General features: G+C 72.3%; 19 protein-coding genes and 1 tRNA gene. 11 read left to right on the top strand and 9 right to left on the bottom strand.

Going from position 1 to position 20973, the window contains the following annotated elements:
* Window positions 1–73: 73 nt before the first annotated feature.
* Window positions 74–2341, top strand: a complete 2268-nt coding sequence (locus ACZ6PY_RS06715; RefSeq protein WP_466069910.1) for a rhamnogalacturonan lyase family protein — start codon at window positions 74–76, stop codon at window positions 2339–2341.
* Between the two features lie 167 nt (window positions 2342–2508).
* Here ACZ6PY_RS06715 and ACZ6PY_RS06710 read toward each other — a convergent pair whose 3' ends face one another.
* Both ACZ6PY_RS06710 and ACZ6PY_RS06705 read right to left on the bottom strand, forming a co-directional pair.
* Window positions 2509–3519, bottom strand: a complete 1011-nt coding sequence (locus ACZ6PY_RS06710) for an LLM class flavin-dependent oxidoreductase (RefSeq protein ID WP_466069908.1) — start codon at window positions 3517–3519, stop codon at window positions 2509–2511.
* A gap of 45 nt (window positions 3520–3564) precedes the next feature.
* Window positions 3565–4044 carry an Lrp/AsnC family transcriptional regulator gene (locus ACZ6PY_RS06705; protein ID WP_091320593.1) on the bottom strand — a complete coding sequence of 160 codons (480 nt, stop codon included), beginning with the start codon at window positions 4042–4044 and terminating at the stop codon, window positions 3565–3567.
* Window positions 4045–4127: 83 nt separating this feature from the next.
* On the opposite strand from ACZ6PY_RS06705, the gene ACZ6PY_RS06700 reads away from it, so the two are divergent.
* On the top strand, window positions 4128–5303 hold the full coding sequence (locus tag ACZ6PY_RS06700) for a trans-sulfuration enzyme family protein (protein ID WP_466069907.1): 1176 nt from the start codon (window positions 4128–4130) through the stop codon (window positions 5301–5303).
* 5 nt (window positions 5304–5308) lie between these two features.
* On the opposite strand, the gene ACZ6PY_RS06695 is transcribed toward ACZ6PY_RS06700, so the two are convergent.
* Together ACZ6PY_RS06695 and ACZ6PY_RS06690 are read right to left on the bottom strand one after the other, a co-directional pair.
* Window positions 5309–6058, bottom strand: coding sequence for a transcriptional regulator (locus tag ACZ6PY_RS06695; protein ID WP_466069905.1), 750 nt, complete (start codon window positions 6056–6058; stop codon window positions 5309–5311).
* A 35-nt stretch (window positions 6059–6093) separates the two neighbouring features.
* Window positions 6094–6167, bottom strand: a tRNA-Leu gene (locus ACZ6PY_RS06690).
* A gap of 104 nt (window positions 6168–6271) precedes the next feature.
* Between ACZ6PY_RS06690 and ACZ6PY_RS06685 the strand changes: the two genes are divergently transcribed.
* The 8 genes from ACZ6PY_RS06685 (at window position 6272) to polA (ending at window position 16177) form a co-directional block, all read left to right on the top strand.
* Window positions 6272–6892, top strand: coding sequence for an ANTAR domain-containing response regulator (locus ACZ6PY_RS06685; protein ID WP_357950049.1), 621 nt, complete (start codon window positions 6272–6274; stop codon window positions 6890–6892).
* Window positions 6893–6964: 72 nt separating this feature from the next.
* Window positions 6965–8134 (top strand): hypothetical protein, encoded by a 1170-nt coding sequence (locus ACZ6PY_RS06680; RefSeq protein WP_466069903.1) that lies wholly within the window; start codon window positions 6965–6967, stop codon window positions 8132–8134.
* 260 nt (window positions 8135–8394) lie between these two features.
* Window positions 8395–9558 (top strand): branched-chain amino acid ABC transporter substrate-binding protein, encoded by a 1164-nt coding sequence (locus ACZ6PY_RS06675; RefSeq protein ID WP_466069901.1) that lies wholly within the window; start codon window positions 8395–8397, stop codon window positions 9556–9558.
* A gap of 94 nt (window positions 9559–9652) precedes the next feature.
* A complete protein-coding gene (locus ACZ6PY_RS06670; protein WP_466069899.1) occupies window positions 9653–10603 on the top strand; it encodes a branched-chain amino acid ABC transporter permease in 951 nt (316 codons plus the stop codon).
* A complete protein-coding gene (locus ACZ6PY_RS06665; protein ID WP_466069898.1) occupies window positions 10600–11754 on the top strand; it encodes a branched-chain amino acid ABC transporter permease in 1155 nt (384 codons plus the stop codon). The genes ACZ6PY_RS06670 and ACZ6PY_RS06665 overlap by 4 nt, the downstream gene beginning before the upstream one ends.
* On the top strand, window positions 11747–12667 hold the full coding sequence (locus ACZ6PY_RS06660; protein WP_466069897.1) for an ABC transporter ATP-binding protein: 921 nt from the start codon (window positions 11747–11749) through the stop codon (window positions 12665–12667). The genes ACZ6PY_RS06665 and ACZ6PY_RS06660 overlap by 8 nt, the downstream gene beginning before the upstream one ends.
* The gene (locus tag ACZ6PY_RS06655) at window positions 12657–13367 is read left to right on the top strand and encodes an ABC transporter ATP-binding protein (RefSeq protein ID WP_466069896.1); all 711 of its coding nucleotides are present in this window, start codon (window positions 12657–12659) and stop codon (window positions 13365–13367) included. Before ACZ6PY_RS06660 ends, ACZ6PY_RS06655 begins: the two co-directional genes overlap by 11 nt.
* Before the next feature lie 110 nt (window positions 13368–13477).
* Window positions 13478–16177, top strand: coding sequence for a DNA polymerase I (polA, locus tag ACZ6PY_RS06650; RefSeq protein WP_466069895.1), 2700 nt, complete (start codon window positions 13478–13480; stop codon window positions 16175–16177).
* Window positions 16178–16252: 75 nt separating this feature from the next.
* On the opposite strand, the gene ACZ6PY_RS06645 is transcribed toward polA, so the two are convergent.
* From ACZ6PY_RS06645 to ACZ6PY_RS06625, 5 genes are all read right to left on the bottom strand, one after another.
* Window positions 16253–16669, bottom strand: coding sequence for a MerR family transcriptional regulator (locus ACZ6PY_RS06645; RefSeq protein WP_466069893.1), 417 nt, complete (start codon window positions 16667–16669; stop codon window positions 16253–16255).
* 128 nt (window positions 16670–16797) lie between these two features.
* Window positions 16798–17547, bottom strand: a complete 750-nt coding sequence (locus ACZ6PY_RS06640) for an SDR family NAD(P)-dependent oxidoreductase (protein WP_466069891.1) — start codon at window positions 17545–17547, stop codon at window positions 16798–16800.
* Window positions 17548–17597: 50 nt separating this feature from the next.
* Window positions 17598–18026 (bottom strand): DUF3140 domain-containing protein, encoded by a 429-nt coding sequence (locus ACZ6PY_RS06635; RefSeq protein ID WP_091267806.1) that lies wholly within the window; start codon window positions 18024–18026, stop codon window positions 17598–17600.
* Complete coding sequence (locus tag ACZ6PY_RS06630; RefSeq protein WP_466069889.1) at window positions 18013–18234, bottom strand: hypervirulence associated TUDOR domain-containing protein; 222 nt, start codon at window positions 18232–18234, stop codon at window positions 18013–18015. Before ACZ6PY_RS06630 ends, ACZ6PY_RS06635 begins: the two co-directional genes overlap by 14 nt.
* A 40-nt stretch (window positions 18235–18274) precedes the next feature.
* Window positions 18275–19081, bottom strand: coding sequence for a class I SAM-dependent methyltransferase (locus ACZ6PY_RS06625; protein ID WP_466069887.1), 807 nt, complete (start codon window positions 19079–19081; stop codon window positions 18275–18277).
* A 367-nt stretch (window positions 19082–19448) separates the two neighbouring features.
* Between ACZ6PY_RS06625 and rpsA the strand changes: the two genes are divergently transcribed.
* Complete coding sequence (gene rpsA / locus ACZ6PY_RS06620) at window positions 19449–20936, top strand: 30S ribosomal protein S1 (protein ID WP_466069885.1); 1488 nt, start codon at window positions 19449–19451, stop codon at window positions 20934–20936.
* The last annotated feature ends 37 nt before the right edge of the window (window positions 20937–20973 follow it).

Below are 20973 nucleotides of genomic sequence, written 5' to 3'. Positions count from 1 at the left end.
CGTACCCACTCCGCCGGTCCGGGCAGGCCGGCGCGTCCGTCGCGTGCCTGACCTCCGCGAAAGGCATCCCCACGTGCACCCCTTCATCCCGCGCCGCCGGACCGCGCTGGTCGCCGCGGCCTCGGCCGCCATCGTCGTGGCCGGCGCACTCGGCACGGTGAACGCCGCCGCGGCGGCCACCGGCTGCCGCGTCGACTACCGGATCACCAACCAGTGGGGCGGCGGCTTCGGCGCCGACCTCACCGTCACCAACCTCGGCGACCCGGTGACCGGCTGGACGCTCACCTGGAGCTTCACCGCCGGCCAGCAGGTCACCCAGGCCTGGAACGCCACGGTCAGCCAGGCCGGCGCCCAGGTCACCGCCCGCGACGCCGGCTGGAACGCCGCGATCGGCACCGGCGGCACGGCCACCTTCGGGTTCAACGGCTCCTGGAACGACGCCAGCAACCCCGCACCGGCCACCTTCGCGCTCAACGGCACCACCTGCACGGGCGCGACCGCGCCCACCAGCGCCCCGCCCACCAGCGCCCCGCCGACCAGCCCGCCGCCCACCTCGGCGAGCCCGACCCCGACGCCCACCACCCCGCCGGCCGGCGCGAAGCAGATGGAGAAGCTCGACCGGGGGCTGGTCAGCGTGCGCTCGGGCAGCGGGAACCTGGTCTCCTGGCGGCTGCTCGGCACCGAGACCGCCGGGGTGTCGTTCAACCTCTACCGGGGCGCCACCCGGGTCAACGGCACCCCGATCACCGGCGCCACCAGCTGGCTCGACAGCGGCGCGGCCGCCGGGTCGGCGTACACCGTGCGGGCCGTGGTGAACGGCGCCGAGCAGGCGGCCTCCGCCCCGGCGCTGCAGTTCCCGAACGGCTACCTGGACGTGCCGATCCAGGCCCCGCCCGGCGGCACCACGCCGACCGGGGAGGCATACACCTACTCCGCGAACGACGCCAGCGTCGGCGACCTCGACGGCGACGGCCGCTACGAGTTCGTCCTCAAGTGGGACCCGTCCAACAGCAAGGACAACTCCCAGTCCGGCTACACCGGCACCGTCTACCTCGACGCGTACACCCTGGCCGGCGCCCGGCTGTGGCGCGTCGACCTGGGCCGCAACATCCGCGCCGGCGCCCACTACACCCAGTTCCAGGTGTACGACTACGACGGCGACGGGGACGCCGAGGTGGCCGCGAAGACCGCCGACGGCACCCGCTCCGGCACCGGCCAGGTGATCGGCTCGTCGTCGGCCGACCACCGCAACTCCAGCGGCTACGTGCTCGCCGGGCCCGAGTACCTGACCATGTTCGACGGCCGCACCGGCGCGGCCCTGTCCACCGTCGACTACGACCCGCCGCGCGGCACCGTCTCCTCCTGGGGCGACTCGTACGGCAACCGGGTGGACCGGTTCCTCGCCGCCACCGCCTACCTCGACGGGCAGCGCCCCTCGCTGGTCATGGCCCGCGGCTACTACACCCGCGCGGTGATCGCCGCCTGGGACTTCCGCGACGGCACCCTCCGCAGGCGGTGGACCTTCGACTCGAACGCCAGCGGCAACGGCGCCGCCGCCGGCCAGGGCAACCACAACCTGTCGGTGGCCGACGTGGACGGCGACGGCCGCCAGGAGATCGTGTACGGCGCGGCCGCCATCGACGACAACGGCCGGCTGCTCTGGTCCACCGGCAACGGCCACGGGGACGCGATGCACGTCGGCGACCTCGACCCGGCCCGCGCCGGGCTGGAGGTCTTCAAGGTCGACGAGGACGGCAGCAGGCCCAGCTCCTGGATGGCCGACGCGCGTACCGGCCAGGTGCTCTGGCAGACCGCCCCGAGCGGCGACAACGGCCGCGGCGTCTCCGACGACGTCTGGGCCGGCAGCCCCGGCGCCGAGTCCTGGTCCTCCGCCGTCGACGGGCTGCTCGACACCCGGGGCCGGAACGTCGGCCGCAAGCCGTCCTCGGCGAACTTCCTCGCCTGGTGGGACGGCGACCCGGTGCGCGAACTGCTCGACGGCACCCGGATCGACAAGTACGGCACCGGCGGCGACACCCGCCTGCTCACCGGCAGCGGCGTCGCGGCGAACAACGGCACCAAGGCCACCCCGGCGCTGTCCGGGGACATCCTCGGCGACTGGCGGGAGGAGGTGGTCTGGCGGACCGCCGACAGCACGGCGCTGCGCATCTACGGCACGCCCACGCCGACCGGCCTGCGCCTGCCGACGCTCATGCACGACCCGCAGTACCGGGTCGCCGTCGCCTGGCAGAACACCGCCTACAACCAGCCGCCGCACCCCGGCTTCCACCTCGGCGACGGCATGGGCGCCCCGCCCGCGCCGAACATCTACCTGCGCTGAACGCGCAGGCACCGGGCCGCCGGCCGCGGAACCCGCTGAGCCGGCGACCCGGTGCACCACACCGCAGCACCCCCGACCCGTCCCGACCGGGAATGCCGTACCACCACCGGCACCAAAGCTATGCGGTCCACGCGACGGTGGGGTGACGTGGCTATGAAGAGCGTGTTTCAGCCCTTCCGGCGCAGGCCACCGGCCACCTTCTCGGCGATCAGCTCGAACGAGCGCACCCGGTCGGCCACGTCGTAGACCATCGTGGTCAGCATCAGCTCGTCGGCGCCGGTGCGCTCCAGCAGCGCGCCGAGCTGCCCGGCCACCGTCTCCGGCGAACCGGTCGCCTGACCCTCCCGGCGCTGCACCACGAACTCCCGCTCGAACTCCGAGTACGGGTAGGCCGCCGCCTCCTCCGGGCTGACCAGGGGCTCCGGCCGCCCCGACCGCAGCTTCAGGAACGACAACCCGGCCGGACCGGCCAGCCACTCGGCCCGCTCGTCGGTCTCCGCGCAGACCGCGTTGACGGCCACCATCGCGTACGGCCGCTCCAGCCACTGCGACGGCCGGAAGCTCTGCCGGTAGAGCTGGAGCGCGGGGATGGTGTTCTGCGCGCTGAAGTGGTGCGCGAAGGAGAACGGCAGCCCGAGCAGCCCGGCCAGTTGGGCGCTGAACCCGCTCGACCCGAGCAGCCACACCTCCGGCGACTGCCCCTTGCCCGGGGTCGCGGTGATCGGACCCGGCTCCGCCCCGCTGAAGTAGTTCATGAGGTCGGCCAGCTCGCGGGGGAAGTGCTCCGCCGACAGCCCCTCCATGCTCCGGCGCAGCGCCAGCGCGGTCACCTGGTCGGTGCCCGGCGCGCGGCCGATGCCCAGGTCGATCCGGCCCGGGTGCAACGCCTCCAGGGTGCCGAACTGCTCCGCCACCACCAGCGGCGCGTGGTTGGGCAGCATCACCCCGCCGGAGCCCAGCCGGATCGTCGAGGTGTGCGCCGCCAGGTGCGCCAGCAGCACCGCCGGCGCCGAACTGGCGATCGCCGGCATGTTGTGGTGCTCGGCCACCCAGAACCGGCGGTAGCCCAGCTCCTCGGTGCGGCGGGCCAGCTCGGTGGTGTGCCGCAGGGCCTCACCGGCGCTGCCGCTGGCGGCCACCGGAGCAAGATCAAGAACAGACAGGGGTACGTCGATCACGCCTGTGATCAACCCGCCGGGCGCCGGATTTGTTCCCCGGGTGCGTCAGCCCATCCCGCGCGCCTGCTCGAAGATCAGGCTGGTCTGGGTGTGCTGCACCGCCGGGTCCACCGCCAGGTGGTCCAGCACGAAGTCCCGCAGCGCGTCACCGGACGCCGCCCGCACGTGCAGCACGTAGTCCTCCGCGCCCGCCACGTGGAACACCGACACCACCCCCGGCAACCGCACCGACCGGGCCCGGAACGCGTCCACCGCCGCCCGCTCGTGCGCCGCCAGGCGCACCGACACCAGCGCCTGCAACGGCAACCCCACCGCCGCCGGATCCACCTCGGCGTGGAACCCCCGGATCGCCCCGCACTCGCGCAACGCCCGCGTCCGCGTCAGGCACGTCGACGGGGCCACCCCCACCCGCTCGGCGAGGGCGTTGTTCGGCAACCGGCCGTCCGCCGCCAGCTCGGCCAGGATGGCGCGGTCCGTGTCGTCCAGCGCCGCGAACGGCCGTACATCATTCGGTGCGACAGGCATGTGAACATCCTTCCCCGAACTTCTCTCCCGAGGAAAGGCTCAGGGCAGAATCTTCTTCGCTCCTCTTGCCTGGCGGCGGCCTCATGTTCGACGCTTCCGCCATGACAACCGTGGACACCGCAGCCGTGCACGCCGGGCGCGAGGACCTCGCCGGCCTCGGCGTCCACGTACCGCCCATCGACTTCTCCACCACCAACCCGCTGCCCTCGGTGGCCGACGGCGGCGACGCCTACGAGACCCTCGCCACCGGCGGCACCCTCCCCGCCGGCGGCAGCGCCGTCTACCAGCGCCTCTGGAACCCCACCGTCGCCCGCTTCGAGACCGCCCTCGCCCAGCTCGAAGGCACCGCCGAAGCCGTCGCCTTCGCCAGCGGCATGGCCGCACTCACCGCCACCCTGCTCGCCGCCACCCGCGACGGGAAACGGCACGTCGTCGCCGTCCGCCCCCTCTACGGCGGCACCGACCACGTGCTCGCGACCGGCCTGCTCGGCACCGAGGTCACCTGGGCCCGGCCCTACGAGGTCGCCGCCGCGATCCGCCCCGACACCGCCCTTGTCGTCGTCGAGACCCCGGCCAACCCCACCCTCGACCTGGTCGACATCGCCGCCCTCGCCACCGCCGCCGGCGACATCCCGCTGCTCGTCGACAACACCGTCGCCACCCCGGTGCTCCAGCAACCCGCCCGGCACGGCGCCGCCCTCGTGCTGCACAGCGCCACCAAGAGCATCGGCGGCCACGGCGACGTCCTCGCCGGTGTCGTCGCCTGCGCTCCCGACTGGGCCGCCCGGCTGCGCCAGGTCCGCGCCGTCACCGGCGCCGTCCTGCACCCGCTCGGCGCCTACCTCCTGCACCGCGGCCTGCAGACCCTGCCGCTGCGGGTCCGCGCCCAGCAGGCCGGCGCCGAGAAACTCGCCGCCTGGCTCTCCGACCACCCCGCCGTCGCCCGGGTGCACCACCCCAGCGTCGCGGACCCGGCCGGGCTCGTCGGCCGGCAGATGGCCGGCCCCGGCAGCCTGCTCGCCTTCGAGGTACGCGGCGGCGCCCCCGCCGCGGCCGCCGTCGCCGGCGCCTGCCGGCTCATCACCCACGCCGTGTCGCTCGGTGGCGTGGACACCCTCATCCAGCACCCGGCCTCGCTCACCCACCGGCCGGTCGAGGGCGACGCCAAGCCGTGCGGCGGGCTGCTGCGGCTCTCCGTCGGGCTCGAGGACCCGGAGGACCTGCGCGCCGACCTGGCGCAGGCGCTGGCCGTCATCTGACGAAGTCAGGACTTCGGGCCGACGTGGCGGTCCAGCGCCGCCACCGCGTCCCGCCGGGCGACCGACAGTGAGTTGCGGCGGTTCATCCGCCAGGCGATGCGGAGCAGGTCGAGGCCCCACCGGCAGAGGCCCATGATGTCGGCCGACTCGTTGGTGAACAGGTAGCGCGGGTAGACGTACTCCTTGCCGCGGACCACGACCCGGTTGGCGATCCGGCAGCCGTCGGAGTGGAACAGACCGCGCAGGAAGTTGCCCGGGTGTCGCTCGACGATGGTCCGTTGCCAGTCGGCTAGGACGATCGGGCGCTCGTGCTTCTTGCCCGGCCCGTGCTGAGGGAACAGGCACGGCCAGTGGGTGCCGTAGCTCTGGACATTGACGCAGCCCCGTTGCGGGACGCGCTGCACCTTCTCTGCCAGCACCGCCCGCATGGCATCGTCGCAGGCGCCGATCAGGCCAGGCCAGCTGTTGCTGCAAGAGATGCGGAGCACCGGCACCCGTGCGGTGGTCACCAGACGGCCGTCGCCCAGGTAAAGGCCGAGGAGGTAGGCGTAAGCGGCGGGATCTGTCGGAACATCGACATCCTTGCGACAGCGGAAACATCGCAGCGCGGTGCCCTGAACCGCAGGAGAGGGGCGGTCCCGGCACCAGTGCCACACGGTGCGGTAGTTGAGGCCCACGCTGCGGGCCGCCTCGGCGATGGTGGCCCCGGACAGGAACGCCTGCCGTGCTCGGGCGCGTATCTCGGGTGGGTGCACAGTGTCATCTTCGAACGCCCGTACGACATTTTCGGTGTCCCCGGTGGGATTCGAACCCACACTGTCGGAGGTTTGAGCTCCGTTTCTCTACCGATTGGAATACGGGGACAGGCTCGCCCGACGCTCTCGCGTCGTGGCATAGGTTACCCACTACGCTAAGGACGGCGACACCCGGCAGGTCGGGTGTCGGGCTCAGACTGGTGGGAGTGGCTCGTGGCCGAAATGCAGGCGGATGCCGAGCGCAAGCGCGTTCTGATCGCCGAGGACGAGGCGCTCATCCGGCTGGACCTGGCCGAGATGCTGGTGGAAGAGGGCTACGAGGTGGTCGGCGAGGCCGGTGACGGCGAGACCGCCGTCAAGCTCGCCGAGGAGCTGAAGCCCGACCTCGTCATCCTCGACATCAAGATGCCGATCATGGACGGGCTGGCCGCGGCCGAGCGGATCGCCGGCGCCCGGATCGCCCCGGTGATCATCCTGACCGCGTTCAGCCAGCGCGACCTGGTCGAGCGGGCGCGCGCGGCGGGCGCGATGGCCTACCTGGTCAAGCCGTTCCAGAAGAGCGACCTGGTGCCGGCCGTGGAGATCGCGCTGTCGCGCTACTCGGAGATCGCGGCGCTGGAGGCGGAGGTCGCCGGCCTCACCGACCGGCTGGAGATCCGCAAGACCGTCGAGCGGGCCAAGGGCGCGCTCATGACGACGTACGGGATGACCGAGCCGCAGGCGTTCAAGTGGATCCAGCGCACCGCGATGGACCACCGGATGACCATGAGGGAGGTCGCCGAGCGGATCCTGGCCGAGACCGCCGGCGGCGAGGTGGCGCAGCCCGCCTCCTGATCCCGGCCCGGGACACGCGGCACGCCGCTGGCCGGGTTCCCGGTTTCGGGCCCGGTCGATACGATCGCCGCCATGCGGCGTCCGCTCGCGGTGCTCGGCCTGCTCGTGCTGCTGCTTGCTGCCTGCCGTTCGCCTGGCCGGGCTGAGCCCGCGCCCGAGCCCGAGCCGCTGCGGCCGGCCTGGCAGCCGGTCACCCTGCCGGTGCCGTCCGGCCCGTCGGTCCGGTTGGTGCTCCGCGACGTGGCCTCCTGCGCGGGCCGCTGGTTCGTGGTGGGCGCGATGGTGGACGCCGCGGGGGTGACGCATCCGGCCGCCTGGTCGAGCGCCGACGCGGCCACCTGGGCTCCGCTGCGGTCGGTGCCCCGCAGCCCGTACGGGGTGGAGAACCTGTTGACGGCGGCGGGCTGCAGGGAGGGCCGGCTGGGCGCGGTGGGCGGCAAGAGCGGCGGGGTGCACGGCAATCCGCGGATCAGCACCTGGCGGCAGGTGGCGGACGGTTCGCTGGTCGAGGTGCCGGCCGAGTTCGAGGTGTTCGGTGGCCCGGACGCGGTGAACGTGGGCCGGATCGCCGGCGGGCCGCGCGGTTGGCTGCTGTCGGGCAACCGGGCCACCGGCGCCGCGGCCTGGGTGTCCCCGGACGGGTCGGAGTTCCGGCTGGTGAGCGCGGTGCCGGGGCTTGCCGCGGACGCGACGGGCCGGCCCTGGGTGGCCGACGGCGCGGCGACGGCGTCGGGGTGGCTCATGGTGGGCTCGGTGCGGGCGTCGGGGCGTACCGGATCTCGGGCGGCGGTGTGGACCTCGGCGGACGGTTCGGCCTGGCGGCGCGCGGTGCTGCCGGGTGGTGGCGCGGACGAGGACCTGCAGCGGGTGGTGCGGCTGGGGGACCGGATGGTGGCGGTCGGCCGGCGCGGCGAGGGCCTGGGCGCATGGCTGGGTGCGGGGGACGCCTGGCGGCCGGGTGGAGACCTGGGTGGCGCGGGCACGGACCGGCCGGGCCGGGTGTGGGGGGTGGCCGCGCGCGGCGACGGCGTGTGGGCGGTGGTGGCCGGGTCGGCGGAGCGTGCGGGCCGGTTCTCGACGGACGGTGCGCGGTGGTCGCCCGTGGCGCTTCCGGTGGCGGTGCCGGCGGGGAGCGAGCGGACGGTGGCCGTGACCGCAGCGGGTGAGGTGGCGCTGCTGCTGGTGGACGACGGCGTGCGGGCCGGGGTGTGGGTGGCGCGGGGGCCGTGGGCGCCCGCGTGAGCCTCCCACCAGCGTGTTTCCGGTCGGTGTCGGATGTCCGATTTTCTCGACAGGCGGGCTGGTGTGTTACAGCACTGCTGTGAATCCGGCCACTCAACGTAACGGTTAGGTCAACCCCGCTCCCCAGGTCTACCTTGACGACCCGCTGGTGGGATAACGTCCCGGCCCAGACCGGGATCGCGGTCGGTCCGGCGACCCCCTGCAAGGTCCAATTCGCGGCGGGTGGTCTCCGGGCCTTCGGACGGAGGAGGGTACGAGCCGTGAGGCAGAAGCTCGCACGGGTGCTGGGTGGCGTGGCCATCGGTGCGCTCGTTTTCAGTGGCGCGGCCTGCAAGGCTGACAGTGGTAGCGACGCGGGTGGCAGCAAGGCCGCCTGCGACCTGAAGATCGGCTTCTTCGGCCCGCTGACCGGTGACGCCGCGGGTCTCGGCATCCACATGCGCAACGGCACCAAGCTGGCCATCGACCAGTACAACAAGGACAACGCGGACTGCAAGGTCAACCTCGCCGAGTACGACTCGCAGGGTGACCCGGCCAAGGCCCCGGCCCTGGCGCAGCAGGCCGTCGGCGACGCCAAGGTCGTCGGCATCATCGGCCCGGCGTTCTCGGGTGAGTCCGAGGTGGGCAACCCGATCTTCGACGAGGCCGGTCTGCCGGCCATCACCCCGTCGGCGACCCGCCCGAGCCTGAGCACCAAGAACTGGAAGATCTTCCACCGGGGCGTCGGTAACGACACCTCGCAGGGCCCGGCCGCCGGCCGGTACATCAAGAACGTCCTGAAGGCCGACAAGGTCTACGTCGTGGACGACCAGTCGGCGTACGGCGCCGGCCTGGTGGACGAGGTGAAGAAGGTCATCGGCTCGACCGCGGGCGAGGACAAGATCCAGGTCAAGCAGACCAACTTCTCCGCCGTCGTCACCAAGATCCAGAGCAGCGGCGCGAACGTCCTCTTCTTCGGTGGCTACTACACCGAGGCCGGCCTGCTGCTCAAGCAGCTCAAGGGCGCGGGCTGGAAGGGCACGATGATCGCCGGTGACGGTGTCAACGACGCCAACTTCATCAAGGTCGCCGGCGAGCAGGTCGCCGAGGGCACCATCCTGACCTGCCCCTGCGCCCCGGCCACCGCGGCCAAGGGCTCCTTCGTGACCGACTACAAGGCGGCCTTCGACAACGCCGAGCCGGGCACCTACGCCGACGTGTCGTACGACATCACGAAGATCATGCTGGAGGGCATCAAGGCCGGCAAGGGCACCCGTGCCGACCTGCTGAGCTTCATCAACTCCTACAACGGCACCGGCGGCGCCACCGGCGTCACCTACAAGTTCGAGTCCACCGGCGAGCTGGACCCGGCTCAGGTGAAGGTCTGGGCGTTCAAGGTGAACGCGGGCAAGGTCGTCCCCGACATCGAGATCCCCAAGGCCTGACCGGTTCGTCCGGTCCCGGCACGGGACACCAGGCGTGCGGCCGGGAGTACTTTCTCCCGGCCGCACCGCTTGGCCGCACAGTTGGAGCCCCCACTTGAACTTCGATGAGCTCTTCGGGAATTTCCCGGCGCTGACCATCACCGGCCTGGAGCAGGGCGCGATCTACGCGCTGATCGCCCTCGGCTACACCCTGGTGTACGGCGTTCTGCGCCTGATCAACTTTGCTCACTCCGAGGTCTTCATGGTCGGTACCTTCACCGCCCTGTGGACCTGGCAGGCTCTTGGCTACGACCAGAACTCGGCCGCCCCGGCCCTCGGCCCGCTGATCCTGGCGGTGGTCGCCGGTCTCGTGGTGGCGATGGCCGCCTCGGCGGTCACGGCGGTCACGGTCGAGCTGGTCGCCTACCGGCCGCTGCGCCGCCGCAACGCGCCGCCGCTGGCCTTCCTCATCACCGCGATCGGCGCGTCGTTCGTGCTCGCCGAGTCGTTCGGCATCGGCACCCGCCGGGCCCCGTTCGGCATGCCGGACCTGATCCCGCAGAAGACCGTCTTCACCCTCTTCGGTGCCGGGGTGACCAACGTCCAGCTGCTCATCCTCGGCGTCACGCTGATCATGATGATCGCGCTGGACCAGTTCGTGAACCGCAGCCGCCTGGGCCGCGGCATCCGGGCGGTCGCCCAGGACGCGGACACCGCCGCGCTGATGGGTGTCAACAAGAACCGGGTCATCCTGCTGGTGTTCGTGCTCGGCGGCCTGATGGCCGGCGTGGGCGCCCTGCTCTGGGACATCCGGTTCGGCTACACCAAGTTCAACGTCGGCTTCCTGATCGGGCTCAAGGCCTTCGCGGCCGCGGTGCTCGGCGGCATCGGCAACCTGCGCGGCGCGCTGCTCGGCGGTCTGCTGCTCGGCGTGGCGGAGAACTACGCCGCCGGCCTCTTCGGCGGCGAGTGGAAGGACTTCACCGGCTTCGTGCTGCTGATCGTGCTGCTGATGTTCCGGCCGACCGGTCTGCTCGGCGAATCTCTCGGGAGGGCGCGCGCATGACCGCCACCGTGGACAAGAAGCGGACCGCGGGCTTCAAGAGCCGCTGGGCTGCCATGCCCAAGCAGGTGCGCTGGGCGGCGATCGCCGCGCTGGTCGTCCTGCTCTACATCCTGCCCAACAAGTGGTTCTACGAGTACCTCGGCTTCCCCATCGGCAGCGACTACTTCGCCTTCTACACGACCCGCTCGGACTTCGCCGGGGTGCTCTTCGACACCGCGGTGTTCGTCCTGCTGGCCGTCGGGCTCAACGTGGTGGTCGGCTTCGCCGGCCTGCTCGACCTGGGCTACTTCGGCTTCTACGCGCTCGGCGCGTACACGGTCGCGCTGCTCACCTCGCCGGAGAGCCGGTTCGGCACGAACTGGCCGTGGCTGGCGGCGGTGCCGCTGGCGGTGATGGTGGCGATGGTCTCCGGCGTGATCCTGGGTGGCCCGACGCTGCGCCTGCGCGGCGACTACCTGGCCATCGTGACCCTCGGCTTCGCCGAGATGATCCGCCTGTACGCGGCCCGCAACGAGGGCATCCTCCAGGGGCAGCGGGGCATCCCGGCGATCCCGCACCCGCCGGGCACCGGCACCGACGGCAAGCCGCTGTTCGGCGTGGTGGACGCCCGGCCGTACTACTGGCTGATGCTGACGCTGATCCTCATCGTGCTGCTGCTGGTGCGGAACCTGGCCAACAGCCGGGTCGGCCGGGCCTGGGTGGCCATCCGCGAGGACGAGGACGCCGCCGAGATCATGGGCGTGCCCACGTTCAAGTACAAGCTGTGGGCGTTCGCCATCGGCGCGGCCGTGGCCGGCCTGACCGGCGCGGTCTTCGCCGGCAAGCAGACGTTCATCAACTCCGACCAGTTCGTGCTGGAGAGCTCCATCCTGGTGCTGGCCGCGGTGATCCTCGGCGGCGCCGGCAACATCAAGGGCGCCATCGTCGGCGGCGCGGTCACCTGGTACCTGCCGGAGTGGCTGCGCGGCGTCGGCGACCTCCTCGGGGTGGAGTTCGACGCCGCCGAGTACCGGATCCTGGTCTTCGGCCTGGTGGTCATCGTCATGATGATCTTCCGGCCGCAGGGTCTCGTGCCCAACCGGCGGCGGGCGGCGGAGTTCGCCGACCGGCGCAAGGAAGCGGTTCCCCAGGAGACGGTGCCCAATGAGTGAGCCGCAGATGCACAGCGAGCGCGACGAGACCAGCGAGCGGGACATCGCCGACGACGGTCGCAGCACGGTCGGCACCCCGCCGGAGAAGGGCGCGGACACGCCGGTCGAGCCCACCCCGGGCGAGACCCCCTCGGCCGGGCGGGAGCCGCTGCTGGAGGTCGACCACGTCACCCTCCGCTTCGGCGGTGTGGTGGCCCTCAACGACGTCGCCTTCACCCTGTACAAGGGCGAGATCCTCGGCCTGATCGGCCCGAACGGCGCCGGCAAGACGACCTGCTTCAACGCGATGACCGGCGTCTACCGGCCCACCGAGGGCGAGATCCGGTTCGCCGGGCAGCGGGTCAACGGCAGGCGCCGGAGCTGGATCACCAAGGCCGGCATCGCGCGGACGTTCCAGAACATCCGGCTCTTCCCGGAGATGACCGCGCTGGAGAACGTGATGGTGGGCGCGGACGCCCACCACAAGACCAGCGTGATCGCCGCGATGCTGCGGCTGCCGCGGCACTGGCGGGAGGAGCGGGAGGGCCGCGAGCGGGCGCTCGAGCTGTTGCGCTTCGTCGGCATCGAGCGGCGCGCCGGGGACCTGGCCCGCAACCTCTCGTACGGTGAGCAGCGCCGGCTGGAGATCGCCCGGGCCCTGGCCACCGAGCCGAAACTGCTCTGCCTGGACGAGCCGGCCGCCGGCTTCACCCCGGCGGAGAAGGAGGAACTGCTCGGCCTGATCCGGAAGATCCGCGACAATGGCACGACGATCCTGCTGATCGAGCACGACATGCGACTCGTCATGGGCGTGACCGACCGGATCGTGGTGCTGGAGTTCGGCAAGAAGATCGCCGAGGGCCTCCCGGCCGAGGTCCGGGAGGACCCGAAGGTGATCGCCGCGTACCTGGGGGTGCCGACCGATGCTGCTTGAGATCAACGACCTGACCCTGCTGTACGGGCGGATCCAGGCACTGCACGGGATCAGCCTGCACGTCGACGAGGGTGAGGTGGTGGCCCTGATCGGCGCGAACGGCGCCGGCAAGACCACCACCATGCGGGCGATCTCCGGGCTGCGCCCGGCGGCCTCCGGCTCGATCGTCTTCGACGGCACCGACGTCACCCGGATGCGGGCCGACCTGCGGGTGGTCCGGGGCATCGGGCAGGCGCCCGAGGGCCGGGGCGTGTTCCCCGGGATGACCGTCGTGGAGAACCTGGAGATGGGCGCGTACACCCGCCGGGACCGGTCGGGCATCGCCGAGGACATGAAGATGGTCATGGACCTCTTCCCCCGGCTGCACGAGCGGCGCAAGCAGGCCGGTGGCACGCTCTCCGGCGGCGAGCAGCAGATGCTGGCGGTGGGCCGGGCCCTGATGGCCCGCCCGAAGCTGCTGCTGCTCGACGAGCCGTCGATGGGGCTCGCGCCGATGCTGATCCAGCAGATCTTCGAGATCATCACCCGGATCAACGAGCAGGGCACCACCATCCTGCTCGTGGAGCAGAACGCCCAGCAGGCGCTCTCCCGGGCCCACCGGGGCTACGTGCTGGAGACCGGCCGGATCGTCAAGGAGGGCACCGGCCGGGACCTGCTGCACGACCCGGCGGTCAAGGAGGCGTACCTCGGCGTCGCCTGAGGTCGCACGAAGCCGGCGGCCGGCCGTCCCTGTTCGGGGCGGCCGGCCGCCGCTTTTCCGCGGCGGCGCCGTACGTCGGGTTGTCGGCGGTACGGACTAGAGTCGCTGCCGTGACAGCTACGACGCCGCGCCTGCTCCTCGTCGACGGACACTCCCTGGCATACCGGGCTTTCTTCGCCCTGCCGGTCGAGAACTTCTCCACCACCACGGGGCAGCCGACCAACGCCGTCTACGGCTTCACCTCGATGCTGATCAACGTGCTCCGCGACGAGCAGCCCAGCCACATCGTGGTCGCCTTCGACGTCTCCCGCCGCTCCTTCCGCACCGAGAAGTACGCGGAGTACAAGGCCGGCCGCAGCGAGACCCCGACCGACTTCAAGGGCCAGGTCAGCCTGGTCAAGGAGGTCCTCGCGGCGCTGCGCATCCCGGTGGTGGAGAAGGAGGGCTACGAGGCCGACGACGTCATCGCCACCCTCGCCTGCCAGGCCCGCGACCAGGGCATGGACGTGCTGATCACCACCGGCGACCGGGACGCGTTCCAGCTCGTCGGTGACCGGGTCACCGTGCTCTACCCCCGCAAGGGCGTCTCCGACCTGGCCCGGATGGACCCGGCCGCGGTCGAGGCGAAGTACGGCGTCGGCCCCGGCCGCTACCGCGACCTGGCCGCCCTGGTCGGCGAGACCAGCGACAACCTCCCGGGCGTCCCCGGCGTCGGTCCGAAGACCGCCGCCAAGTGGATCAACCTCTACGACGGGGTCGAGGGCGTGGTGGCCCGGGCCGACGAGATCAAGGGCAAGGCCGGCGACAGCCTCCGCGAGCGGCTCGCCGACGTGATCCGCAACTACGAGATCAACTGCCTGGTCACCGACCTGGAGCTGCCGGTGCGCCCGGAGGACGCCCGCTGGCAGGGCTGGGACCGGGAGGCCGTGCACCAGGTGTTCGACACCCTCCAGTTCCGCATCCTGCGCGACCGGCTCTACCAGTACCTGGAGGCCGTCGAGCCGGAGGCCGAGGCCGGCTTCGAGCTGGCCGGGCAGGTGCTCACCGAGCCCGGCGCGCTCGCCGGCTGGCTGGCCACGCACGCCCCGGCCGGCACCCCGGTCGGCCTGGCGGTCAAGCTCGACACCGGCCCGAACCGCCGGCACACCGCCGCGGTGACCGGCATGGCGCTGGCCACCGCCGACGGCGCGGGCGCCTGGTTCGACCCGGCCCTGCTGGCGGCCGACGACGAGGCCGCGCTGGCCGGCTGGCTCGCCGACGGGGCCCGCCCCAAGGTGCTGCACGACAGCAAGCCGGCCGTGCTGGCCTTCGCCGCGCACGGCTGGGACCTGCAGGGCATCTCCCGCGACACCCAGATCGCCGCCTACCTGGCCCGGCCCGACCAGCGCTCCTACGACCTCACCGACCTGGCGCTGCGCTACCTGCACCGGGAGCTGCGCGTCGACGCGCCGGAGAGCGGCCAGCTCACCCTCGACGGGCTCGGCGACGACGAGGCGGCCGAGCAGAACCTGATGCTCCAGGCCCGCGCCACCCTCGACCTGGCCGACGCGATCGACGCCGAGCTGTCCCGCGACGGCGAGCAGTCCGCCCGGCTGATGGCCGGCGTCGAGCTGCCGCTCATGCGGGTGCTGGCCACCATGGAGCGCACCGGCATCGCGGCCGACACCCACTACCTCTCCGAGCTGGAGGCGCACTTCGCCGCCGAGGTGAAGGCCGCCGCCCAGGGCGCCTACGCGGCGGTCGGGCGGGAGTTCAACCTGGGCTCGCCCAAGCAGCTCCAGGAGATCCTCTTCGGTGAGCTGGGCCTGCCCAAGACCAAGAAGATCAAGACCGGCTACACCACCGACGCCGACGCCCTCCAGTGGCTCTACGCGCAGAACCCGCACCCGGTGCTCGAGCACCTGCTGCGCCACCGCGACGTCGCCAAGCTCAAGATGACAGTCGACGGGCTGCTCAAGTCGGTCTCCGACGACGGCCGGATCCACACCACCTTCAACCAGACGGTGGCGGCCACCGGCCGGCTCTCCTCGACCGAGCCCAACCTGCAGAACATCCCGATCCGCACCGAGGAGGGGCGGCGGATCCGGCGCGCCTTCGTGGTCGGCGAGGGCTACGAGTGCCTGCTCACCGCCGACTACAGCCAGATCGAGATGCGGATCATGGCGCACCTGTCCTCCGACGACGCGCTGATCGAGGCGTTCAACTCGGGGCACGACTTCCACGCCGCCACCGCCTCCTCGGTCTTCACCGTCGAGGTCGACCAGGTGACCGCCGACCAGCGCCGCAAGATCAAGGCCATGAACTACGGCCTGGCGTACGGGTTGAGCGCGTTCGGCCTGTCCCAGCAGCTCGGGATCACGGCCGAGGAGGCGCGCGGGCTGATGGAGAACTACTTCGCCGGCTTCGGCGGGGTGCGCGACTACCTCCAGGAGGTGGTGGCGCGGGCCCGGCAGGACGGCTACACCTCCACCATCCTGGGCCGCCGCCGCTACCTGCCGGACCTGGTCAGCGACAACCGGCAGCGCCGGGAGATGGCCGAGCGGATGGCGCTCAACGCCCCCATCCAGGGCTCCGCGGCCGACATCATCAAGGTCGCCATGCTGCGCGTCGACACCGCGCTGCGCGACGCCGGGCTGCGCTCCCGGATGCTGCTCCAGGTGCACGACGAGCTGGTCTTCGAGGTCGCCCCGGGCGAGCGGGAGACCCTGGAGACGCTGGTGCGCCGGGAGATGGGCGAGGCGTACCCGCTGTCCGTGCCGCTGGAGGTCTCCGTGGGCGAGGGCCGCGACTGGAACAGCGCCGACCACTGACCGGCGCGACCCGGGAACCCGGCCGGCTGCCGTTCGGACGGACGGCAAGCGGCCGGGCTCGCCCCGGAGTGCGGGCTAGCTGTCGACGAGGGTCGGGTGCGACCCCGGTACCGCCCACGGCGGCGGGTCGTCGGCGGCGAGGGTCGCGGCCGCGTCGCGGAGGGCGGCGGCGAGCCGGTCCCGCACCGCGAGCTGGGCGGCGATCCGGGCGTCCAGCACGGCCAGCCGCTCCCGCCCCACCCGCAGCCCGGCCGGGGAGGGCGGCGCGGCGGCCACGTCCCCGTCCAGGCAGGGCAGGAACACCCGGACGTCGTCCAGGGTCAGCCCGGCGCCGAGCAGGTGCCGGATGTTGCGCACCCGGATGACCGTCGCGTCGTCGTACTCGCGGTAGCCGTTCGCCGCCCGCGTCGCGGCGATCAGCCCCTGCTCCTCGTAGTGCCGCAGGGCCCGCGGGGTGCAGCCGGTGACCGTCGCCAACTCGCCGATCCTCACGCGCCCGCCTCCGTCCCGTACCGACCCCGCTCGTCCGGGGAAGCCCTGGGCCGAGATCCCCGCCGCCGCGCCGAGCCGGCGCGGATCCCGTTCCGGCCACGCGGCCGCCAGCGGTCCCCACCCGCCCGTCAGGCGACCAGGGCGCCGCCGTCCACCGGCAGCACCACGCCGGTGACGAAGGCCGCCGCCGGTTCGCTGAGCCGCAGGATGGCCCAGGCTACGTCCTCGGGCCGCCCGATCCGGCCCAGGGGCGTGTGGTCGAGCTGCCAGCGGCGCACCGCGGCGCGCTGGTCCGGGGAGAGGCCCTGGTGTTCGCCGATGGGCGTGTCGATCGCGCCGGGCGCCACCGCCACCACCCGCACGCCGCGCGGGGCCAGCTCCACGGCCCAGCTACGCGTCAGGGAGTCGAGGGCGGCCTTGCCGGCCGCGTACACGGAGCTGCCCGGCCAGGCGCGTTGGCCGACGGTGGTGGTGACGTTGACGATCACGCCGTGGCTCGCGGTGAGCGGCTCGACCGCCGCGTGCGCCAGCCGGACTGGCGCGAGCAGGTTCGTGTCGAGCTGGCGACGGGCCGCCGGCTCGTCCAGCCCGGCGAGCGGGCCACCGCCGGCGATCCCGGCGTTGTTGACCAGCACGTCGAGCCGGCCGTACCGGTCGAGGGCGGCGCCGACCACCCGGGCCGGCGCGTCGTCGTCGGTCACGTCGGCGGTGACCGGGGTGATCAGGGGGTGGCCGGCGGCCGTCTCGGTCAGTGGCGCGGCGCGCCGGCCGACGGCGAGGACGCGGGCGCCCGCGCCGGCGAAGGCGCGGGCGGTGGCCCGGCCGATGCCGGTGCCCGCGCCGGTGACCACCACGACCCGCTGCTGTTCGTCGTTCATGCCGCCGATCGTCCGACCCTGCCGTCAGTGGCAGGGTCAAGCGGCCGGCCTCAGCGACCCGGCCCCCGGCGCTCCTTCGGTGGGGCGCCGTGCCGTTCGAGGGCCTTGCGGGACGGGCCGCCGGGCGGCGGGAGCGGCCCCTTGACCGGGTCGTGGCCCCAGTTCATGAGGGAGTACCGCCACCGGGTCCGGCGCACGTCGCCGCTGGGTCGCTGGGCCATGTGGCGCCGGACGTACCCGACGACCTTGCGCATGTGCTTGTAGTCGGCGGCGGTGAGCTGGTCGCGCTTGCGGCGCAGCAGGTCGATGATCCGCCGGCCGGACTCGTGGCCCACCGACTCGCCGCCGCGGGTGCCCTTCCGCCAGCCGACGTGCTTGGACTCGTCGGTCTCCAGCCACTTCTGGAGCTCGCCCGGCTTCATGTTCACCGCGTCGGTGAACTCCCGGTAGGTCTGCTGCGGGTCGTCACCTCGGCTCATGGCGCAGCACCTCCGGTCGGTGGGCGACGTCGCGGCCCGAGTCGTCGTTGCGGATCCGGTACTGCGGCTCCTCCGGCGACGCGTTCACGGCGTGCCCGCGTACGTGCGTGCGGTCGGTGAGCTTCTCCCTGACGACCCCGTGCGCCCGGCCGCTGTGGCTGGCCCAGGAGACGTGGTCGCCCCGGCGGAACTCCTCCTTCTCGGCCATGGCGTCCGGTTACCCGGGGCCGGCGGGCGGAAACGGCGGCTCAGCCGGCGGCCGGCTTCTCGGCCACGAAGATGGCGGTGCCGGGGAAGAGCCGGCCGCGCAGCGGGCTCCACTGCCCCCAGATCCCCTCGTGTCCCGCCGGCCACTCCGGTTCCACGAGGTCCCGCAGGCGGAAGCCGGCGCCGACCAGCTCCCGGATCCGGTCGCCGAGCGTGCGGTGCTGCTCGACGTAGGTGGCCACGCCGTGCTCGTCCTGCTCGACGTAGGGGGAGCGGTCGAAGTAGGAGTGCACGGCGGTCAGCCCGCCCTCGCCCGGGTCGTCCAGGAAGATCCAGCGCATCGGGTGGGTGACCGAGAAGACCCACCGGCCGCCGGGGCGCAGCACCCGCGCCACCTCCCGCATCGCCGCCGCCGAGTCGTCCACGAACGGGATCGCGCCGAACGCCGTGCAGACCGTGTCGAAGGCGGCGTCGGCGAACGGCAGGGCGAGGGCGTCGGCCTGCACGAGCGGCACGCGTACCCCGGTCCGGGCGGCGGCCTCGGCGGCGTGCCGCAACATGCCGGCGGACAGGTCCAGGGCGACCGGCCGGGCGCCCTGCGCGGCGAGCCAGCGGGCGGCGGCGGCCGCGCCGCAGCCGAGTTCCAGGATCCGCCGGCCGGTCACCTCGCCGAGCAGCCGGGCGTCGGCCTCGCGCAGCCCCTCCGGGCACCAGACGAAGTCCACCTCGCCGAGGAACGCGCCGTGCTCGGCCTGGTAGGCGTCGGCGTCGGCGTCCCACCAGCCCCGGTTGGCGCGGCGTACCTCGACGGCGCTCACCCGGCGCCGGGCCACCCTGTCGTCGTCCACCCGCCCACGCTAGGCCCAGGGGCGCGTTGCGGGGCGGGCGGGCCGCTCCCGGCGGCGTGGCGGGTGGGACGGATGTGACGGACGAGACAAGAGTGGCACCTTACCGCGCGAAATCTCCGCTTTCGCAGCTGACGAGCTTGAGGAGACCCGGGAGGGCTTGCACGCTGTGGTAATGCAGCGGGTAGGCTAGACGATGCGCTCGCGGATCGTGTGCCTCGGCAGGGAGCAGGTGTGCGGTCACCGGAGCCACTAATGATCTTCTCATGGTGATCGTTCGGTGTGCCCGGCGACGGATCCGCTGGCGCGGACAGGTCACTGCGACGCCACGCCTGCTGTGACAACCCATCCGACCGGAGCAACCGCCCACATGACGAGCAGCATCGAGGCCCCCTCGAGCGCCAACAAGGTCACGCACGACGATCTCGGTTCCGAGGAGGCTTTCCTCGCCGCGATCGACGAGACCATCAAGTACTTCAACGACGGCGACATTGTCGAAGGCACCGTCGTCAAGGTCGATCGGGACGAGGTCCTGCTCGACATCGGCTACAAGACCGAGGGCGTCATCCCCTCTCGGGAGTTGTCGATCAAGCACGACGTGGACCCCGCCGAGGTCGTCTCGGTCGGTGACCACATCGAGGCCCTTGTCCTCCAGAAGGAGGACAAGGAGGGGCGTCTGATCCTCTCCAAGAAGCGGGCGCAGTACGAGCGGGCCTGGGGCACGATCGAGAAGATCAAGGACGAGGACGGCGTCGTCCGCGGCTCGGTCATCGAGGTTGTCAAGGGTGGCCTCATCCTCGACATCGGCCTGCGCGGCTTCCTGCCCGCCTCGCTCGTCGAGATGCGGCGGGTCCGTGACCTGCAGCCGTACGTCGGCCGCGAACTCGAAGCCAAGATCATCGAGCTGGACAAGAACCGCAACAACGTGGTCCTGTCCCGCCGGGCCTGGCTGGAGCAGACGCAGTCCGAGGTGCGCACCGAGTTCCTCAACAAGCTGCAGAAGGGCCAGGTCCGCAAGGGCGTCGTGTCCTCGATCGTCAACTTCGGCGCGTTCGTGGACCTGGGCGGCGTGGACGGCCTGGTGCACGTCTCCGAGCTCTCCTGGAAGCACATCGACCACCCGTCCGAGGTCGTCGAGGTGGGCCAGGAGGTCGAGGTCGAGGTCCTGGACGTCGACCTGGACCGCGAGCGGGTCTCGCTGTCGCTGAAGGCGACCCAGGAGGACCCGTGGCGGCAGTTCGCCCGCACCCACGCGATCCAGCAGATCGTGCCGGGTAAGGTCACCAAGCTCGTGCCGTTCGGCGCCTTCGTCCGGGTGGACGACGGCATCGAGGGCCTGGTCCACATCTCCGAGCTGGCCGAGCGCCACGTGGAGATCCCGGAGCAGGTCGTGCAGGTCGGCTCCGAGGTCATGGTCAAGGTCATCGACATCGACCTGGAGCGTCGCCGGATCTCGCTGTCGCTCAAGCAGGCCAACGAGGGCTTCGTCGAGGGCGAGGAGCACTTCGACCCGACCCTCTACGGCATGGCCGCGACCTACGACGAGCAGGGCAACTACATCTACCCGGAGGGCTTCGACCCGGAGACGGGCGAGTGGCTCGAGGGCTACGACAAGCAGCGCGAGGCGTGGGAGCAGCAGTACGCCGAGGCGCGCCAGCGCTGGGAGGCCCACACCAAGCAGGTGCAGACCTCCCGTGCCGCCGACGCCGAGGCCGCTGCCAACCCGGCCCCGGCCGTGACCGGCACCACCTCGACCTCGACCTCGGCTCCGAGCCGTCAGGCCGAGGAGCCGGCCGGCACGCTGGCCACCGACGAGGCGCTCGCCGCGCTGCGGGAGAAGCTCGCCGGCGGCAAGTGACGCGGTGACGACACCGCCTCGGCACGTCCGAGGCCGG

Source organism: Micromonospora sp. NPDC048907 (assembly GCF_055586885.1).
This window is presented reverse-complemented; position numbering and strand designations above follow the sequence as displayed.